General features: G+C 63.3%; 16 protein-coding genes. 4 read left to right on the forward strand and 12 right to left on the reverse strand.

What is annotated here, in order from left to right; all coding sequences use genetic code 11:
• The first annotated feature begins 42 nt into the window (after positions 1-42).
• Positions 43-1,227 (forward strand): osmoprotectant NAGGN system M42 family peptidase, encoded by a 1,185-nt coding sequence (locus N805_RS15885; protein ID WP_019473013.1) that lies wholly within the window; start codon positions 43-45, stop codon positions 1,225-1,227.
• A gap of 166 nt (positions 1,228-1,393) precedes the next feature.
• Positions 1,394-1,621, forward strand: a complete 228-nt coding sequence (locus N805_RS15890) for a YheU family protein (RefSeq protein WP_019473838.1) — start codon at positions 1,394-1,396, stop codon at positions 1,619-1,621.
• Positions 1,622-1,735: 114 nt separating this feature from the next.
• Here N805_RS15890 and csrA read toward each other — a convergent pair whose 3' ends face one another.
• Positions 1,736-1,924 (reverse strand): carbon storage regulator CsrA, encoded by a 189-nt coding sequence (csrA, locus tag N805_RS15895; protein WP_019473839.1) that lies wholly within the window; start codon positions 1,922-1,924, stop codon positions 1,736-1,738.
• A 120-nt stretch (positions 1,925-2,044) separates the two neighbouring features.
• On the reverse strand, positions 2,045-2,854 hold the full coding sequence (locus N805_RS15900) for an SDR family oxidoreductase (protein WP_019473840.1): 810 nt from the start codon (positions 2,852-2,854) through the stop codon (positions 2,045-2,047).
• A gap of 249 nt (positions 2,855-3,103) precedes the next feature.
• Between N805_RS15900 and N805_RS29960 the strand changes: the two genes are divergently transcribed.
• Positions 3,104-3,256 (forward strand): DUF3309 family protein, encoded by a 153-nt coding sequence (locus tag N805_RS29960; RefSeq protein ID WP_003252624.1) that lies wholly within the window; start codon positions 3,104-3,106, stop codon positions 3,254-3,256.
• Here the strand turns inward: N805_RS29960 and N805_RS15910 are convergent.
• From N805_RS15910 to N805_RS15950, 9 genes are all read right to left on the reverse strand, one after another.
• Positions 3,239-3,610, reverse strand: coding sequence for an Hpt domain-containing protein (locus tag N805_RS15910; RefSeq protein WP_019473841.1), 372 nt, complete (start codon positions 3,608-3,610; stop codon positions 3,239-3,241). The two genes, N805_RS29960 and N805_RS15910, sit on opposite strands and share 18 nt — an antisense overlap.
• A gap of 20 nt (positions 3,611-3,630) precedes the next feature.
• Positions 3,631-4,257: a response regulator transcription factor gene (locus N805_RS15915; RefSeq protein WP_019473842.1), complete on the reverse strand. Its 627-nt coding sequence runs from the start codon at positions 4,255-4,257 to the stop codon at positions 3,631-3,633.
• 29 nt (positions 4,258-4,286) lie between these two features.
• Positions 4,287-5,495, reverse strand: a complete 1,209-nt coding sequence (locus N805_RS30800) for a hypothetical protein (RefSeq protein ID WP_019473843.1) — start codon at positions 5,493-5,495, stop codon at positions 4,287-4,289.
• Positions 5,492-6,223 carry a hypothetical protein gene (locus tag N805_RS15925; protein WP_019473844.1) on the reverse strand — a complete coding sequence of 244 codons (732 nt, stop codon included), beginning with the start codon at positions 6,221-6,223 and terminating at the stop codon, positions 5,492-5,494. Before N805_RS15925 ends, N805_RS30800 begins: the two co-directional genes overlap by 4 nt.
• 91 nt (positions 6,224-6,314) lie before the next feature.
• Positions 6,315-8,789 (reverse strand): CS1-pili formation C-terminal domain-containing protein, encoded by a 2,475-nt coding sequence (locus N805_RS15930; protein WP_028614188.1) that lies wholly within the window; start codon positions 8,787-8,789, stop codon positions 6,315-6,317.
• 78 nt (positions 8,790-8,867) lie between these two features.
• Complete coding sequence (locus N805_RS15935; protein WP_019473847.1) at positions 8,868-9,347, reverse strand: CS1 type fimbrial major subunit; 480 nt, start codon at positions 9,345-9,347, stop codon at positions 8,868-8,870.
• A 195-nt stretch (positions 9,348-9,542) separates the two neighbouring features.
• A complete protein-coding gene (locus N805_RS15940) occupies positions 9,543-11,207 on the reverse strand; it encodes a cation acetate symporter (protein ID WP_016485333.1) in 1,665 nt (554 codons plus the stop codon).
• Entirely contained in the window at positions 11,204-11,515 is a 312-nt protein-coding gene (locus tag N805_RS15945; protein ID WP_019473848.1) for a DUF485 domain-containing protein, read from the reverse strand. The genes N805_RS15940 and N805_RS15945 overlap by 4 nt, the downstream gene beginning before the upstream one ends.
• A gap of 242 nt (positions 11,516-11,757) precedes the next feature.
• Positions 11,758-12,618 carry a glycine betaine ABC transporter substrate-binding protein gene (locus N805_RS15950; protein ID WP_019473849.1) on the reverse strand — a complete coding sequence of 287 codons (861 nt, stop codon included), beginning with the start codon at positions 12,616-12,618 and terminating at the stop codon, positions 11,758-11,760.
• Between the two features lie 197 nt (positions 12,619-12,815).
• Here N805_RS15950 and N805_RS15955 point away from each other — a divergent pair, with 197 nt between their 5' ends.
• Positions 12,816-14,384, forward strand: coding sequence for a beta-1,6-glucan synthase (locus N805_RS15955; protein WP_019473850.1), 1,569 nt, complete (start codon positions 12,816-12,818; stop codon positions 14,382-14,384).
• A gap of 121 nt (positions 14,385-14,505) precedes the next feature.
• Here the strand turns inward: N805_RS15955 and N805_RS15960 are convergent, their stop codons facing one another.
• Positions 14,506-14,883 (reverse strand): hypothetical protein, encoded by a 378-nt coding sequence (locus tag N805_RS15960; protein ID WP_028614187.1) that lies wholly within the window; start codon positions 14,881-14,883, stop codon positions 14,506-14,508.
• Positions 14,884-14,946 lie beyond the last annotated feature (63 nt).

The following is a 14,946-nucleotide window of genomic DNA, read 5'->3' on the forward strand; positions in this document are numbered from 1 at the left end:
TACCCGCGAAGAGGCCGGCATAGGAGTAAAGGAGTCCCGACCATGTCCGACCGACATCCCGAACCCGATCTCGACTACCTCAAACGCGTGCTGCTGGAGATGCTCGCCATCCCCAGCCCCACCGGTTTCACCGACACCATCGTGCGCTACGTGGCCGAACGCCTGGATGAACTGGGCATCCCCTTCGAGCTGACCCGCCGCGGCACCATTCGCGCCACCCTCAAGGGCCGCCAGACATCCCCCGACCGCGCCGTGTCGGCCCACCTGGACACCATCGGCGCCAGCGTGCGCCAACTGCAGGACAACGGCCGCCTGGCCCTGGCGCCGGTGGGCTGCTGGTCCAGCCGTTTCGCCGAGGGCAGCCGGGTCAGCGTGTTCACCGACACGGGGGTGGTGCGGGGCAGCGTGCTGCCATTGATGGCCAGCGGGCATGCCTTCAACACGGCCATCGACCAGATGCCGGTCAGCTGGGACCACGTGGAGCTGCGCCTGGACGCCTACTGCGCCACCCGTGCCGACTGCGAGGCGCTGGGTGTGAGCATTGGTGATTTCGTCGCCTTCGACCCACTGCCCGAGTTCACCGAAAGCGGCCACATCAGCGCCCGCCACCTGGACGACAAGGCCGGCGTTGCAGCGCTGCTGGCAGCACTGAAGGCCGTGGTGGAAAGTGGCCGCCAGCCACTGATCGACTGCCACCCGCTGTTCACCATCACCGAAGAGACCGGCTCGGGTGCGGCGGGCGCCCTGCCCTGGGACGTCAGCGAATTCGTTGGTATCGACATTGCCCCGGTGGCACCCGGGCAGGCCTCCAGCGAGCATGCGGTCAGCGTGGCCATGCAGGACTCATCGGGGCCTTATGACTACCACCTGTCCCGGCATTTGCTGAAACTGGCCGGCGACCACGACCTGCCGGTACGCCGCGACCTGTTCCGCTATTACTTCAGCGATGCCCATTCGGCGGTAACGGCGGGGCATGACATTCGTACCGCACTGGTGGCATTCGGTTGCGACGCCACCCATGGCTACGAACGTACGCACATCGACAGCCTTGCGGCGTTGAGCCGGTTGCTGTCGGCGTACCTGTTGAGCCCGCCCGTATTTGCCAGCGACTCGCAGCCGGCCAATGCCTCGCTGGAAAGGTTCAGCCACCAGTTGGAGCACGATGCACAGATGGAAAGTGACACGCGGGTGCCGGCGGTGGACAGCCTGGTGGGTAATAAAGGCTGATGGCCCTGGGGGCCGCTTTGCAGCCCATCGCGACACAAGGCCGCTCCTACAGGGGCACGCGTATCGTCTGTAGGAGCGGCCTTGTGTCGCGATGGGCCGCAAAGCGGCGCCAAAATCCCGATGTTTCGCGTAGCATTGCCCACACTTACTTCAGACACTACCCACCATGCTGATCCCCTACGACCAACTGCAAGCCGAAACCCTGACCCTGCTGATCGAGGACTTCGTCACCCGCGATGGCACCGACAATGGCGACGATACCCCGCTGGAGACGCGCGTACTGCGGGTGCGCCAGGCATTGGCCAAGGGCCAGGCGTTCATCCTGTTCGACCCGGAAAGCCAGCAGTGCCAGTTGCTCCCCAAGCATGACGTGCCCCGTGAGCTGCTCGATTAGCAGGCCAGGCCTCTTCGCGGGCTTGCCCGCTCCCACAGCAATGGCGCACGGCTTCCCGGCTGCATCCTGCCTGTGGGAGCGGGCAAGCCCGCGAAGAGGTCGGCACAGTCAACATCAAGCCCTGCGGCCCTTGCCCTGCTCTGCCTCCTTGATGCGCTTGTACACTTCGGCCCGATGCACTGTCACCTCCCTCGGGGCCTCGACCCCGAAGCGCACCACCCCGTCTCGCGACTGTACCACCATGATTCGAATGTCATCGCCAATCACGATGATCTCCCCCACTTCGCGTCCTATTACCAGCATGTTCCGCTCCTCCAGCGAAAAGGAAAACCGGAGCGTGCATCGTAGGTATTTACCTACTCAATAGTTCCGCGGCAAATCAGAAGCGCCCTACATACCGTGGTAACTTCTCCTACAGACCATTCACTTCGAATGGCCCTTGGAACGCATTTTTACTGCCATTTCGGCCATTTCGTCATACAGCCGCTCGGGGGCCTGCCGCTTCAGGGCCCAAGCCTGGCGCCCAGCTTCGTGGGGCAGGATGAGGAACTCGCCAGCGGCCACCTGCTGAAACATGTACTCGGCAATGTCCGCCGCACTGATCGGCGAGCCTTCCAGCAGCTTGCCCACCTGGGCCTTCATTGCCGGGTTGGGCCCGCGGAACGAGTCCAGCAGGTTGGTCTGGAAGAACGATGGGCACACCACGTGCACCGCCACCTCCACTTGGCGCAGCTCCACCAGCAGGCTCTCTGACAAGGCCAGCACACCGGCCTTGGCCACGTTGTAGTTGCTCATGCCCGGCCCCTGCATCAGCGCGGCCATCGACGCGATGTTGATGATGCGCCCCTTGCTGCGTTCCAGCAGCGGCAGGAAGGCCTTGCAGCCCTTGACCACGCCCATCAGGTTGACCGCCAGCTGCCAGTCCCAGTCCTCCAGCGACAGCTCGGCGAAGAACCCGCCCGAGGCGACACCGGCGTTGTTGACGATCACGTCGATGCCGCCAAGCTGCTCGGTGCAGGCCTGGGCCAGGGCGGTAAGCTGGCTGTAGTCGCGCACATCGCAGCGCTGCACGAAGCCGTCACCGCCGGCAGCGCGGGCCAGCTCCAGGGTTTCGCGCAGGGCCGCTTCGTTGACATCGGCCAGCGCCAGGCGCCAGCCCTCGTGCGCCCAGCGCAAGGCGATCTCGCGACCGAGGCCGGACCCGGCGCCAGTGATCATGATGCGGTTTTGCATGGTGGCTGGCCTTGTTCATGGTGGTAGTGCACCGAGTCTAATCAAGGCCCAGCGGGCAGGCAGGGTTCATCAGGGTAGTGAATGGGCGGGCATGACTGTGTGGTCAGTTCCGGTCTCTTCGCGGCACAAGGCTGCAGGGGCCTGTGGAAGCGACACACGAATGGAATCTTTCGCAAGCGGCAACAGTCCGAACATACAAGAGGCCGGCAGTCCGAGGCCCTTGACCCTCAACCACGCAAGGATTCCGCCATGACCACGATTCTCATCATCATCCTGATCCTTCTGCTGATTGGTGGCTTACCGGTCTTCCCACACTCGCGCAGTTGGGGCTATGGCCCATCGGGCATCATCGGTGTGGTGCTGGTAATTCTGCTGGTGCTGTTGCTACTCGGCATGATTTGAACACAGGGCGTGCGAGGCCAGCTGTCGATCCAGGTGCAGCATCGCCTGAATGAGTGCCTCCACGTCCGTTTTCAGGTCGACAGGTGCGAGCGTCTTGTCGTTACACTGGCGCTCCAGAAGCTCGCACCGGTAGACCACCTCATCTGCTCGAGCGATTTGCGCGGCCCCTTTGATGCGATGGGCCAGCTTCCCCAACGCGTCAACGTCCTGATCCTGCATGCGCAGCTGCTGAAGGTCGTGAAAATTGCTTGTGCGCAATTCTCTCAGTAAAGCATGCAAAGCTCTCTCGTCGTTGCCTACCAGGCGATGCACATGCTCAATGTCGAACACTGCGGGGCTGATCTGCGCCGACATTTCTGGCAGACATTTCTGGCTCAGATCAGGTGATTGCGGCGGGCGAACTCCGCCAGATCTATGACCGAGTTGAGCCTGAGCTTTTCCAGCAGGCGCGTTTTGTAGGTGCTGATGGTCTTGTTGCTCAAGAGCATGGCTTCGCCAATGGCTTTGTTCCCATGCCCACGGGCCAAGTACTGCAGCACCGTCAATTCGCGGTCAGTCAGGCCAGCAATGCACTGGGCTTCACTGGTGATCAGGTCCTGCCTGCGTACAGAGCTGGTGGCGATTTCGGGGTAATAGGTGAAACCCGATAGCACGGCGGCAACTGCCTTGCCCAGTTCGCCCAGGTCATCGGTCTTGGCAACATAGCCTGCGGCACCGGCCTGCAGGCAACGCAGCGAGTACGCTTCGGCCAGCTGCGACGTCAATACCACGACCTTGCTGGAAAGGCCGCAGGCCTTGATCCGGCTGATCACCTCTAACCCGTCCAGCCCTGGCATCGCGATGTCGAGAATCACCAGGTCCGGCACCAGTTCGCGTACCTGGCGCACGGCGTCTATGCCGTCCGCCGCCTGGCCCACCACCTGTACACGCTGTTGGCGAAGCAGCATGCAGACCGTGGCACGGATGAAAGGGTGGTCGTCCACCACCAGTGCTGTGTGCATGACCCCTCCTCGTTTGCTGTGGTTGCCGACTACAACTCGGCATCGAAGACTACGGTGACCTGGCCGGTGTAGGTGGTACCGGGGTACCTCAGCATGCCGTCCATGTCATCTCGGGCCACCTGGAAATGCAACTGACCGGGCCGGTTCAAGGTGGCCATGGCCGCGTCGAACTGCAGCGCCGCCAGCCGCCCACTGGGTAGCGCAAGGCGCTGTACTGGCGCCCCACCGTGCTCGATGCCGGCCGGCAGGCTCATGGCGACTTCGACGGGCACCTGGTCGGCGGTGTGATTACGAATCGCGCAACGGGTGTCGGCATAGTGCTCACAGAGCTTGTAGACCTTGAACGGTCCGGTCGACCAGACCCTGAATGGCAGGTCGCGAGCAAGCCGCTGAGGACGCTTGCCACCGGTCAACCAGGCTTGCCAGCCCCCTGGGGGCTCCAGTACCGCACGGTCCGAACCTGGAGGGAATTCGAAGATGAAGGCGTGTTGCACATCAAGCACAAAGTTTACCGTCAGGCTGTCGCCACTTAGCGCGGTGACATCATTACCGAAGTCGAAATCGCCGCCAGGGCCGATGCTGTAGGTCACACTGCCACGCCAGATGCCACTGGGCATGCGAAAAGGCGGGTTGATGTCGATGGCATAGGCGACGCTGGTGTCGAGCACCGATGCAATTTCTACCCGGCCGTTCGGCGCATTCCGCCCATGGGCCCAGCACGGCGAAGGCGCAGAAGGCTGAACGACATCGTACAGATATCTAACGATGGCAGGCCTGAATTGCGACGAAGAGGCCACATGGCTGCAGCCACCCTGGAGATTCTCCAGATAAAGCGGGTGGTAGATGAGATCGTTAGCTATCTGCACCGTTTGGTTGATGGCCGTCCAGTCGAAGGTCAACCGCCGCGACTCGCCGGTGGCATCGTGGTAGACAACGATCTCGCGCCTGGCCGGTAGGCGGAAGTAGAACTCATCACGCGGATCGGCAGCGCCCTTGGTCGTCTTCTTCTCGTAGGTGATCGGCAGCGTTACGGTAGTGCGGTTTCTGCAGGTATAAGGCCAGCTGCTGCACAGCCCGCCCGGGGGCGTGGTGTTGTCAAAACGCCCAGTACCTCCCCCCCGGTACTCGGCCGAGATTGTGACATCGAGCGCGCTGACCAAGGGCGCGACCAGCAATAGCGCAACCCCCAAAACAGTACGCAGCCGACTACCCGGTTGCCGGGTCAGCACACCCCTCATCGCATCACCTTGGCGGTACGTCGCTCGCCTTCATGCAGTTCGAACTGGTGTACGCGGCTAGCGTCGCCAGCGAACTGCCGGCTGCGACCTGGCAGCAGGTGGTGCTTGGTGGCCGGCTCACAGCCTTCACCCGGTGTAACGCATTGGCGGAAGTGGTCGAGCACTACGGTAGTGTTGCCCTGGTTGGCCACCGTCAGGTGCCCGCCCTCGCGCTGCATGGGTGTCTGGTATTGCGCCTGCGCCGGCCGCACGAACAGCAGCGAGCCATACCCTGCCAGCAGGTTGACCCCCGCCGTCAGGCTGTCGCGATACTGCGCTGCTTCCTGTTCGTCCACGGCAAAACCATCGCCCAGCTCCGGTAGTACCGGCATGAAACGCAGACGGAAGTAGCGCTCCTTGTCCCGGGCCCCACGGTACAACAGGCGCACGGCCTGCATGCCCTGGGCCGGTACGATCAACCGCGCCGGGCTGGCGACCAGGCCGCGCTGCTCCAGCGCCAGGCCATCGGTGTCGATTTCATGGGCCACGCCGGCCTCGTCATAGACCAGTTCAGCGACGCTGACCTTGACGAACGCCGTAGTGTCACCGCTGTTGCGCACGCGTTTGAGCAGCGTGCTCTTGTCGCCGTCCAGGTAATCGTACAAGCCGCCAACGTTGAGCTCGGGGGCGGCGACAGCCGCCAGTGGTAGGGACAACAAGGCGAAGGCCAGAAGAGAGGGCATGTTCATGCGGCAAAGCTCCCTGAATGACTGGGTTAAGGGTATTGCTGTGCGCAACCATTCGGCCACGATCAAAGCAGTAGGCAATTTCTGAAAAACACTAAAAACGCGCGGCAACCTCGGGCAGGCAAGGTTGGTCGCCGGCCAGCAGCACCTCGCCCTCACGCGTCAGGCCGTCCAGGTCCAGCCGCAACAGGCACAGTGGCTGGCCACGCTGACGAATTTCCAGGGTTGGCGTCGCTTCGCTCATTTCCACCGCGAAGAAGCCATCGGCTTCGCTGACACTGCGGCTGGCATGGTTGATTACCTGGGCTCCGCGCAGCGGCTGGCCCTGGCCATCGAGCAACCGCCCCAGCACGGTGACCGTGCGCAGTACGCGCACCTGGCGGTAATCGATGCCGCCGCGGTTCAGGTGGTAGTCCAGGCTCGACGGCTGTATCACGGCGGCAGTGGCCGCGTGCCCCTCGAAATCGAACTGCACGTGACCGGCCTTGTAGGCCGTGACCGGGATAATGTTGCGTCCCGGGTGCAGGTCGACACCTAGCGCGTCGTCGGCACGCAGCTTCAGGTCTTCAATGTCGGTATCCACATCAACGATCAGCGCTGCCTGGTGCGTCATGTACTGGCCGCTCACCGCCGCCTTGCCGGCGCCCACCGCCACCAGGCTTTCCAGGTTCAGCCCGCCGGTGAACTCACCGTTGTAAGAAGAGCGCAGCAGGTAGGCGTCACCGTGCATTGCCTGGTTCTCGAACTGGGTGTCGGCGCCCAGCCCCGCACCATAACGGTCGGCGCTGAGGGTGGCGCCGACGCTGCGCAACGGCCCAAGCTCGACGTCCTGCTGATAACCCAGCGACGTGTTGAGGTCACGCCCGCCATCACGTGAAGTGCGGCTGCCAATGCTGGCGGAAAAGCGGCGGCCACCGCCACCCAGGCTCATGCTCAGGCTCAGGTTGACGCCGCGGCTGCGTGCGTCACCGGTGCCGCTGTTGCCCGGCCGGTCGAACAGCGACAGCCGCCAGTTGGCATCGGAGCCAAGCAGGCGCCCGTAGTAGGCCCAGCCCAGGTCAATGCCGGTGCCTGCGTCGCTGCCACTGCTGTGGGACAGGCGCACGCTGGCGGTATTGCGGGGGTCGAGACGGTGGCTGAGCGACAACGCAGATTGCGTCTGGCGCGCCTGGAACGGCCGTGTTGACGCGTCGTCGCGACGGTCCGGGTAGCTGCGGGTCAGCCAGCTACGGCTATGGCTGGCGACCAGCGAGCCGCGCTCATAGGCATGGATCAGCTGAAGGTCATAGCCGCTGCCGTGGCCTTGAGCCTGGAACAGGTTGCCATACAGCTTGAACCGGTCGCGCACATCCCAGTCCAGGGACGTGCCGTATTGCATGGCATCGTCGAGACGCTGGGCGGACAAGCCGACAATTGCCCTGGGGTGCAACAGGTAGTTGGCCAGCACACCCGCGGCCAGGCTGTCGTCATGGGTATCTTGCCAGTTGCTGAGCTGGCTGCTCTGGCGCCCCACGTACAGGTTGTAGCGCCAAGGCGCGTCAGTGCTGCGCCAGTTGCCGGGCTTGTAGACAAACGCCTGGCTGCGCGAGCTCACCTGGCCATCCTCGACCAGACGCACCTCGACCTCGTAGATGCCGCCGGGCAGCACCTTGGTATCGAGGGTTTGCAGCCCGGGTTGCACCGGTTGGCTGTTGATCAGCACGCCGTTGCGGTAGATCTCCGCCACGGCCGGGCGGTTAGGGGTGACATGAATGGGCGTGGCACTGGGTGCGGCGTTGTCGATCAGCAGGCTGTCGCTGCTGCCGAACATCAGGCCCACGGTGGTGTCGGGGCTGGCGCCCATCAACCGGGGTTGGCGGGTGAGGCCTTGGGCGCTGGGGGTGAAGTACCCCAGGCGGTAGAAATGGTCCTCGACCAGGCGCTCGCCGTACAGCTGGTCGACCCGGTAACGGGTGCCCTCGCGGCTGTCGCTGCCGCGGTCGAGCTGGCCGTCAGCCAGCGCCGTCCACTGGCCGACACTGCCCTGCCCCTGCAAGGCATAGCGGCCACTGGTAGCCACACCATCATTGACCAGGTTGAGCTGGTTGCGCAGCAACAGGCCATGGCTGCCCTGCTCTGGCAGGCGATGAAAACGTTCGGCAGTGGCCACCGCTTCGGCACGGTCGGTCAGCAACGAAAGCTGGGAGTTGGCCAGGCTGTAGTGGATGGCTCGCAAGCCATCCGGGCAGGCTGCCTGACAGTCGCCCAGGGGGCGGCCATCGACCAGGCGCTCGCGCCAGAGCCGACGCAGGCTCTCGGGTTCGCGGCTGTCGAAAGTCTCGGTGAATTCCAGCAACAGCACCCGCTGGTCACGGCTGAGCACTACCATGGCATCACCGAGGTAGCGGCCGTCCAGGTCAACCCGCACGGCCAGGGGGACATCGAAGAAATGCGCCTCGAATTCGCGCGGCAGGCCCTTGACCGGCCCCAGGGCGCTGCCCGCGCCGTGGCACATGCCGGCCCACAGGGCCATGCTGGCAGCCAGGGGTAGCCAGCAGCGCAAGGCGGCATTGGAGGATTGTCGGGACATGGGGATCGCTTGCAGGCATGACCTGCCCCCCCTCGTCACGGGCGAGGGCCAGGGCAGGCACTGTGGATGACCGAAGTATTAAGGGGCGGCGGTTTCGAAGACCATGCTGACCAGGCCTTGGTAGTTGCCCGGCTCATAACCCGCAGGAGGTGCAGGCTGGGCTTCGACATGGAAACCGATGACTGCGCCTGGTGCCGCCTGGGCGGCGTTGACCACCTCGGCCGGGACGGTTTGCAGCACGGTGTCGCCGACCGTGACGTTCAGGCCGATGTTGTTGACGCCGCTGGCGATCACTGCCGGAGAAACCAAATAGGCACTGATCGGGCCGATGGTGCTCTTGACCTGCAGTTGCTTGCGGATCGGGTCGAGCTTGCCTTGAAAGGAGTTCCAGGCCATTTCCTGCGGATCGTTCATCCAGTTGCCACCTACCGGCTCGACATAGAAGGCATCGGTCGGCACCTGGGCGACAATTTGCACCTGTTTCTCGATCGGGTCGACGGCATGGGCGGCGCCCACGAACAACAGGGCCAGGGGAAGGGCAAGTAACGTGCGTTTCACGAATAGATTCTCCTTGAAGGTAAACAGGCCTGCCGGGGTGAGCCCGGCAGGGGAGGAGAAGTATTGGGGAAGTGTGCGACGGGATAACCAGGATGCTTCCGAGCGAGCCTCGGAAATTTCCGAGCGCACGCAAATTGACACTGCACAATGCACAACGCCCCGGCTGGCGGGGCGTTGTGTTACTGCGCCAAAGCGTTAGTGGGAAACCGCCCCGCTGGCACCCAGGCCAGTCTGCGAACGCACGAACTGCGGGTAGAACAGCGCACGCTCGTCGTCGGCAGCCTTGGACTTGTCAGTGACCGAGAAGAACCAGATGCTGACGAAGGCAATGGCCATCGAGAACAGCGCCGGGTACTCGTACGGATAGATCGGCTTCTCGTGGCCGAGGATCTGCACCCAGATGGTCGGGCCGAGGATCATCAGCGTCACCGCGCTCACCAGGCCCAGCCAGCCGCCGATCATGGCGCCGCGGGTGGTCAGTTTCTTCCAGTACATCGAAAGCAGCAGCACAGGGAAGTTGCAGCTGGCGGCGATGGAGAACGCCAGGCCGACCATGAAGGCGATGTTCTGCTTCTCGAACAGGATGCCCAGGCCGATCGCCAGCACGCCCAAGGCGATGGTGGTGATCTTCGACACGCGGATCTCGTCCTTGTCGTTGGCCTTGCCCTTGCGCCATACGCTGGCGTAAAGGTCGTGGGACACCGCCGAGGCACCGGCCAGGGTCAGGCCGGCAACCACCGCCAGGATGGTGGCGAATGCCACTGCCGAAATGAAGCCGAGGAAGATGCTGCCACCCACGGCATCGGCCAGGTGCACCGCTGCCATGTTGTTGCCGCCCAACAGGGCGCCGGCGGCGTCCTTGAAGTCCGGGTTGGTGCTGACCAGCAGGATCGCGCCAAAGCCGATAATGAAGGTGAGGATGTAGAAGTAGCCGATGAAGCCGGTGGCGTACAGCACGCTCTTGCGCGCTTCCTTGGCGTCACTGACGGTGAAGAAGCGCATCAGGATGTGAGGCAGGCCGGCGGTACCGAACATCAGTGCCAGGCCCAGCGAGAAGGCCGAGATCGGGTCCTTGACCAGGCCGCCCGGGCTCATGATCGCCTCACCCTTGCTGTGCACCTTGATCGCTTCCGAGAACAGGGTGTTGAAGTCGAAGCCTACGTGCTTCATCACCATCAGTGCCATGAAGCTGGCACCGGACAGCAGCAGCACGGCCTTGATGATCTGTACCCAGGTGGTAGCCAGCATGCCGCCGAACAGCACATACAGGCACATCAGGATACCCACCAGGATCACCGCGACGTGGTAGTCCAGGCCGAACAGCAGTTCGATCAGCTTACCGGCACCGACCATTTGCGCGATCAGGTAGAACGCCACCACCACCAGCGAACCGGAGGCCGACAGGGTACGGATTTCCTTCTGCCCGAGGCGGTACGAGGCCACGTCGGCAAAGGTGTACTTGCCCAGGTTGCGCAGGCGTTCGGCGATCAGGAAGAGGATGATGGGCCAGCCGACCAAAAAGCCGATCGAGTAGATCAGGCCGTCGTAGCCAGAGGTGAACACCAGCGCGGAAATACCCAGGAACGATGCAGCCGACATGTAGTCGCCGGCAATCGCCAGGCCGTTCTGGAAACCGGTGATCTTGCCACCGGCAGCGTAGTAGTCCGCCGCCGACTTGTTGCGTTTGGAGGCCCAGTAGGTGATACCGAGGGTGAAGGCGACGAAGGCCACGAACATGGCGATCGCGGCAACGTTCAGCGGCTGTTTCTGCACCTCGCCGGTCAGGGCATCGGCTGCCCACACGGCGGGTGCAAAGGCTCCGCAGGCCAGTACGGCCAGGGCTTTGGCGTGGCGAATCATTGTTGCGCCTCCTTGAGGATGGCCTTGTTCAGCTCATCGAATTCGCCGTTGGCGCGGCGTACGTAGATGGCGGTCAGGACAAATGCCGAAACGATCAGGCCGACGCCCAGGGGAATGCCCCAGGTAATCGACGACTCAGGGCTGAGCTTGGCGCCCAGCAGATGAGGACCGTAGGCGATCAGGAGGATGAAGCCGCAATACAGGCCGAGCATGATCGCCGAGAGAATCCAGGCGAACCGTTCGCGTTTGGTCACCAGCTCCTTGAAACGGGGGCTGTTTTGTATCGAGAGGTAAATGCTGTCGTTCATTGTTTTTGTCCTAGCAGCACAGGTAGGGGATAAAACCCACACCCTTACTTTATGCGGCTGTTGGACGGCAACCAGACGACCTTAGTCTTAGATGCAACGGTGTTTTACCGATTGCGTAACAAAGTCAGGGCCCATTCGCGGGGTCGCCCGCTTCCACAGGGGCATCACAAGGCCTGAGGGCAGTGATGTCCCTGTGGGAGCGGGCGAGCCCGCGAACAAGCTGAACTGGCCCTTGAGAGTGATTACTTGCCAGTCCACTCCTTCACACGATCAGGGTGCTTGGCTACCCAATCCTTGGCCGCCGCTTCAGGCTTGGCCCCTTCCTGGATCGCCAGCATCACCTCGCCAATCTCGTCCTTGGACTGCCAGCTGAACTTTTTCAGGAACTCCGCCACTTCCGGTGCCTTGGTGGCCAGTTCCTTGCTGCCGATGCTGTTCACGGTTTCTGCGGCGCCATACACCCCTTTCGGGTCTTCGAGGAACTTGAGCTTCCACTTGGCGAACATCCAGTGCGGGACCCAGCCGGTCACTGCAATCGACTGCTGCTTGGCGTAGGCACGGCCCAGCTCCGCCGTCATCGCCGCGCCCGAACTGGCCTGCAACTTGTAGCCGGTCAGGTCGTAGTCCTTGATCGCCTGGTCGGTCTTGAGCATCACGCCGGAGCCTGCGTCGATGCCGACAATCTTCTGCTTGAAGGTGCTATCGGTCTTGAGGTCGGCAATGCTCGCCGCCTTGACGTATTCGGGCACGATCAGGCCGATCTTGGCGTCCTTGAAGTTGGCGCCGTAGTCGACCACGTTGTCCTTGTTCTTGGCCCAGTACTCACCATGGGTCACCGGCAACCAGGCCGACAACATGGCATCGAGCTTGCCGGTTGCCACACCCTGCCACATGATCCCCGTGGCCACGGCCTGCAACTTCACGTCGTAGCCGAGCTTTTGCTTGATCACTTCGGCGGCCACGTTGGTGGTCGCCACGCTGTCGGCCCAACCATCCACGTAACCAATGCTTACTTCTTTAGCCATTGCCTGTGCAGCGCTCATGGCCATTACCAGGGCGGTGCCCACACCCAGGAAACGTCGCATTTTTTTCAAAGTTGCCATCAAAGCATCCCCTCGTCAGGTCTTGGAGATTGCATCATCTTCCTGCAACACAGGTCGACCTGATCCAGCTGCGACCTGCACCCGCCCCATATGCGACAGCACTGTGCCATTAACGTCATCAGCCTACACCCGCCTGCGCGATCCTTGCATGCCAAAGCTTTGGCGCCGGGCTACTATCTACCCTTTTGCGCCTGACGATGGACCGCCCGATGCCCAGTTCTGCCCGCCTGTTGCTGCCGCTTTACCTGCTTGCCTGCCTGTTGGCCCTGCTCGGGCTCGCCGGGCTCTGGTACGGGCTTGGCAAGCCGGTGCACCTGCCCGATGCGGCCAGCCCGACGCACAAGTTGCAATGTGCGTCCTACACGCCGTTCGACAAGGACCAGTCGCCCTACGACCAGCCGTTTCGCCTGCGCCCGGCACGCATGGACGCCGACCTTGCCTTGCTGGCTGAGCGATTCCAGTGCATCCGCACCTATTCCATGACCGGCCTTGAGGCAATCCCGGCGCTGGCCCGCAAGCATGGGTTGAAAGTGATGCTGGGCGCCTGGGTCAACGCTCACCCGGCCGACACCGACAGGGAAATCGACCTGCTGATCGCCACCGCCAACGCCAACCCCGACGTGGTCAGCGCGGTGATCGTGGGCAACGAGACGTTGCTGCGCAAGGAAGTCACCGGCACGCACCTGGCCAAGCTGATCGCCCGGGTGAAAAGCCAGGTGAAGGTACCGGTGACCTACGCAGATGTGTGGGAGTTCTGGCTGCAGCACCCGCAGGTGGCGCCAGCAGTGGACTTTTTGACCATTCACCTGCTGCCCTACTGGGAAGACGACCCGCGCGGCATCGACGATGCACTGGCCCACGTGGCCGATGTGCGCCGGGTATTCGGCACGCGCTTTGCGCCCAAAGACATCCTGATTGGCGAAACCGGCTGGCCCAGCGAAGGCCGCCAACGCGAGACCGCGGTGCCCAGCCGGGTCAACGAGGCGCGGTTCATCCGTGGCTTTGTGGCCATGGCCGAGAGCAACGGTTGGCACTACAACCTGATCGAAGCGTTTGACCAGCCGTGGAAGCGCGCCAATGAAGGGGCGGTAGGCGGTTACTGGGGGCTCTACGATGCCGACCGGCAAGACAAGGGCGTACTGGAAGGGCCGGTGAGCAACCTGCAGTACTGGCCACAGTGGCTGCTGGCCAGTGCACTGTTGATGGCGGCCATGTTGTTGCTCGCCGGGCGGCCCGCCAGCCCGCAGGCGGCATTGTTGCTGCCATTGCTGGCGGCCTTTGGCGCGGGTTGCCTGGGCTTGTGGGGTGAGCTGATGCGCACCCATGCACGCTTTGCCGGGGAGTGGCTGTGGGCTGTTGCGCTGGCGGGGCTGAACCTGCTGGTGCTGGCCCATGGGCTGCTGGCATTGGCGCAGCGGGCCGGTTGGCGCGAGCGTTGGTTTGCCTGGCTGCAGGCGCGTGCCGGCTGGCTGTTGCTGGCGGCGGGCTTTGCTGCGGCGGTGAGCATGCTGGCGATGGTGTTCGACCCACGCTACCGCAGCTTCCCCAGCGCCGCGCTGGCCTTGCCGGCGCTGGTCTATGTGCTGTGGCCGGTGCGGGCACGGCGTGCGGAGGTGGCGTTGCTGGCGTTTATTGTCGGGGCCGGGGTGGCGCCGCAGTTGTTCGTGGAAGGGCTGGAAAACCAGCAGGCCTGGGGTTGGGCGGTGGTGAGTGTGTTGATGACAGCGGCATTGTGGCGCAGCTTGCGACTTACTCAAAAACCCTGAAAACACACCTACCTGTAGGAGCGGCCTTGTGTCGCGATGGGCCGCAGAGCGGCCCCGGGATTCTGGGAGTGGCGAAGATTGCCGGGGCCGCTCTGCGGCCCATCGCGACACAAGGCCGCTCCTACAGGGGCCGGGTAGCTTCACCTGCTCTTACAAGGCGCAACCCCGCTAACACCAGCGCAAACACGGCAATGCTGGCGGTATACAGCACCAGCGCCGGCACCGCGAATACCAATGCCAACACCGCCAGCCACCAGCCGGCCCGCGCGGGCACGAACTGCGCCAGCAGCGCCAGGCCCAGCCCGCTCCAGGCCAGCACCTGATGGTGAATGCCCAGCCCCAGCAGCGAGCGCACCTCGCACTGCCAGTACGCCGCTGGCACCGTGCACAGCCCAACCCACTGACCATCCTCCATCAGCACATAGCGCACGCCATAGCTGGCAGCGAGCCACAGCCCCAGAAACAGCACCAGCAGCGCAGCCGGCAGCGAACGAGACATCCTGTTCTCCAATAGCGGTAATCGAAAGCATCCATGATCGCTTATGCCCGGTTGTAAGGCAAA

The organism is Pseudomonas putida S13.1.2 (assembly GCF_000498395.2).
GTDB classification, from domain to species: Bacteria; Pseudomonadota; Gammaproteobacteria; order Pseudomonadales; family Pseudomonadaceae; genus Aquipseudomonas; species Aquipseudomonas putida_Q.

Excerpts from the sequence above, each read along its gene's own strand:
- N805_RS15930 (WP_028614188.1), bottom strand. The coding sequence starts at position 8,789 with ATGTCCCGACAATCCTCCAATGCCGCCTTGCGCTGCTGGCTACCCCTG.
- N805_RS15940 (WP_016485333.1), bottom strand. The coding sequence starts at position 11,207 with ATGATTCGCCACGCCAAAGCCCTGGCCGTACTGGCCTGCGGAGCCTTT.
- N805_RS29960 (WP_003252624.1), top strand. The coding sequence starts at position 3,104 with ATGACCACGATTCTCATCATCATCCTGATCCTTCTGCTGATTGGTGGC.
- csrA (WP_019473839.1), bottom strand. The coding sequence starts at position 1,924 with ATGCTGGTAATAGGACGCGAAGTGGGGGAGATCATCGTGATTGGCGAT.
- N805_RS15950 (WP_019473849.1), bottom strand. The coding sequence starts at position 12,618 with ATGGCAACTTTGAAAAAAATGCGACGTTTCCTGGGTGTGGGCACCGCC.
- N805_RS15885 (WP_019473013.1), top strand. The coding sequence starts at position 43 with ATGTCCGACCGACATCCCGAACCCGATCTCGACTACCTCAAACGCGTG.
- N805_RS15960 (WP_028614187.1), bottom strand. The coding sequence starts at position 14,883 with ATGTCTCGTTCGCTGCCGGCTGCGCTGCTGGTGCTGTTTCTGGGGCTG.
- N805_RS15890 (WP_019473838.1), top strand. The coding sequence starts at position 1,394 with ATGCTGATCCCCTACGACCAACTGCAAGCCGAAACCCTGACCCTGCTG.
- N805_RS15900 (WP_019473840.1), bottom strand. The coding sequence starts at position 2,854 with ATGCAAAACCGCATCATGATCACTGGCGCCGGGTCCGGCCTCGGTCGC.
- N805_RS15945 (WP_019473848.1), bottom strand. The coding sequence starts at position 11,515 with ATGAACGACAGCATTTACCTCTCGATACAAAACAGCCCCCGTTTCAAG.
- N805_RS15915 (WP_019473842.1), bottom strand. The coding sequence starts at position 4,257 with ATGCACACAGCACTGGTGGTGGACGACCACCCTTTCATCCGTGCCACG.
- N805_RS15955 (WP_019473850.1), top strand. The coding sequence starts at position 12,816 with ATGGACCGCCCGATGCCCAGTTCTGCCCGCCTGTTGCTGCCGCTTTAC.
- N805_RS15925 (WP_019473844.1), bottom strand. The coding sequence starts at position 6,223 with ATGAACATGCCCTCTCTTCTGGCCTTCGCCTTGTTGTCCCTACCACTG.
- N805_RS30800 (WP_019473843.1), bottom strand. The coding sequence starts at position 5,495 with ATGAGGGGTGTGCTGACCCGGCAACCGGGTAGTCGGCTGCGTACTGTT.
- N805_RS15910 (WP_019473841.1), bottom strand. The coding sequence starts at position 3,610 with ATGTCGGCGCAGATCAGCCCCGCAGTGTTCGACATTGAGCATGTGCAT.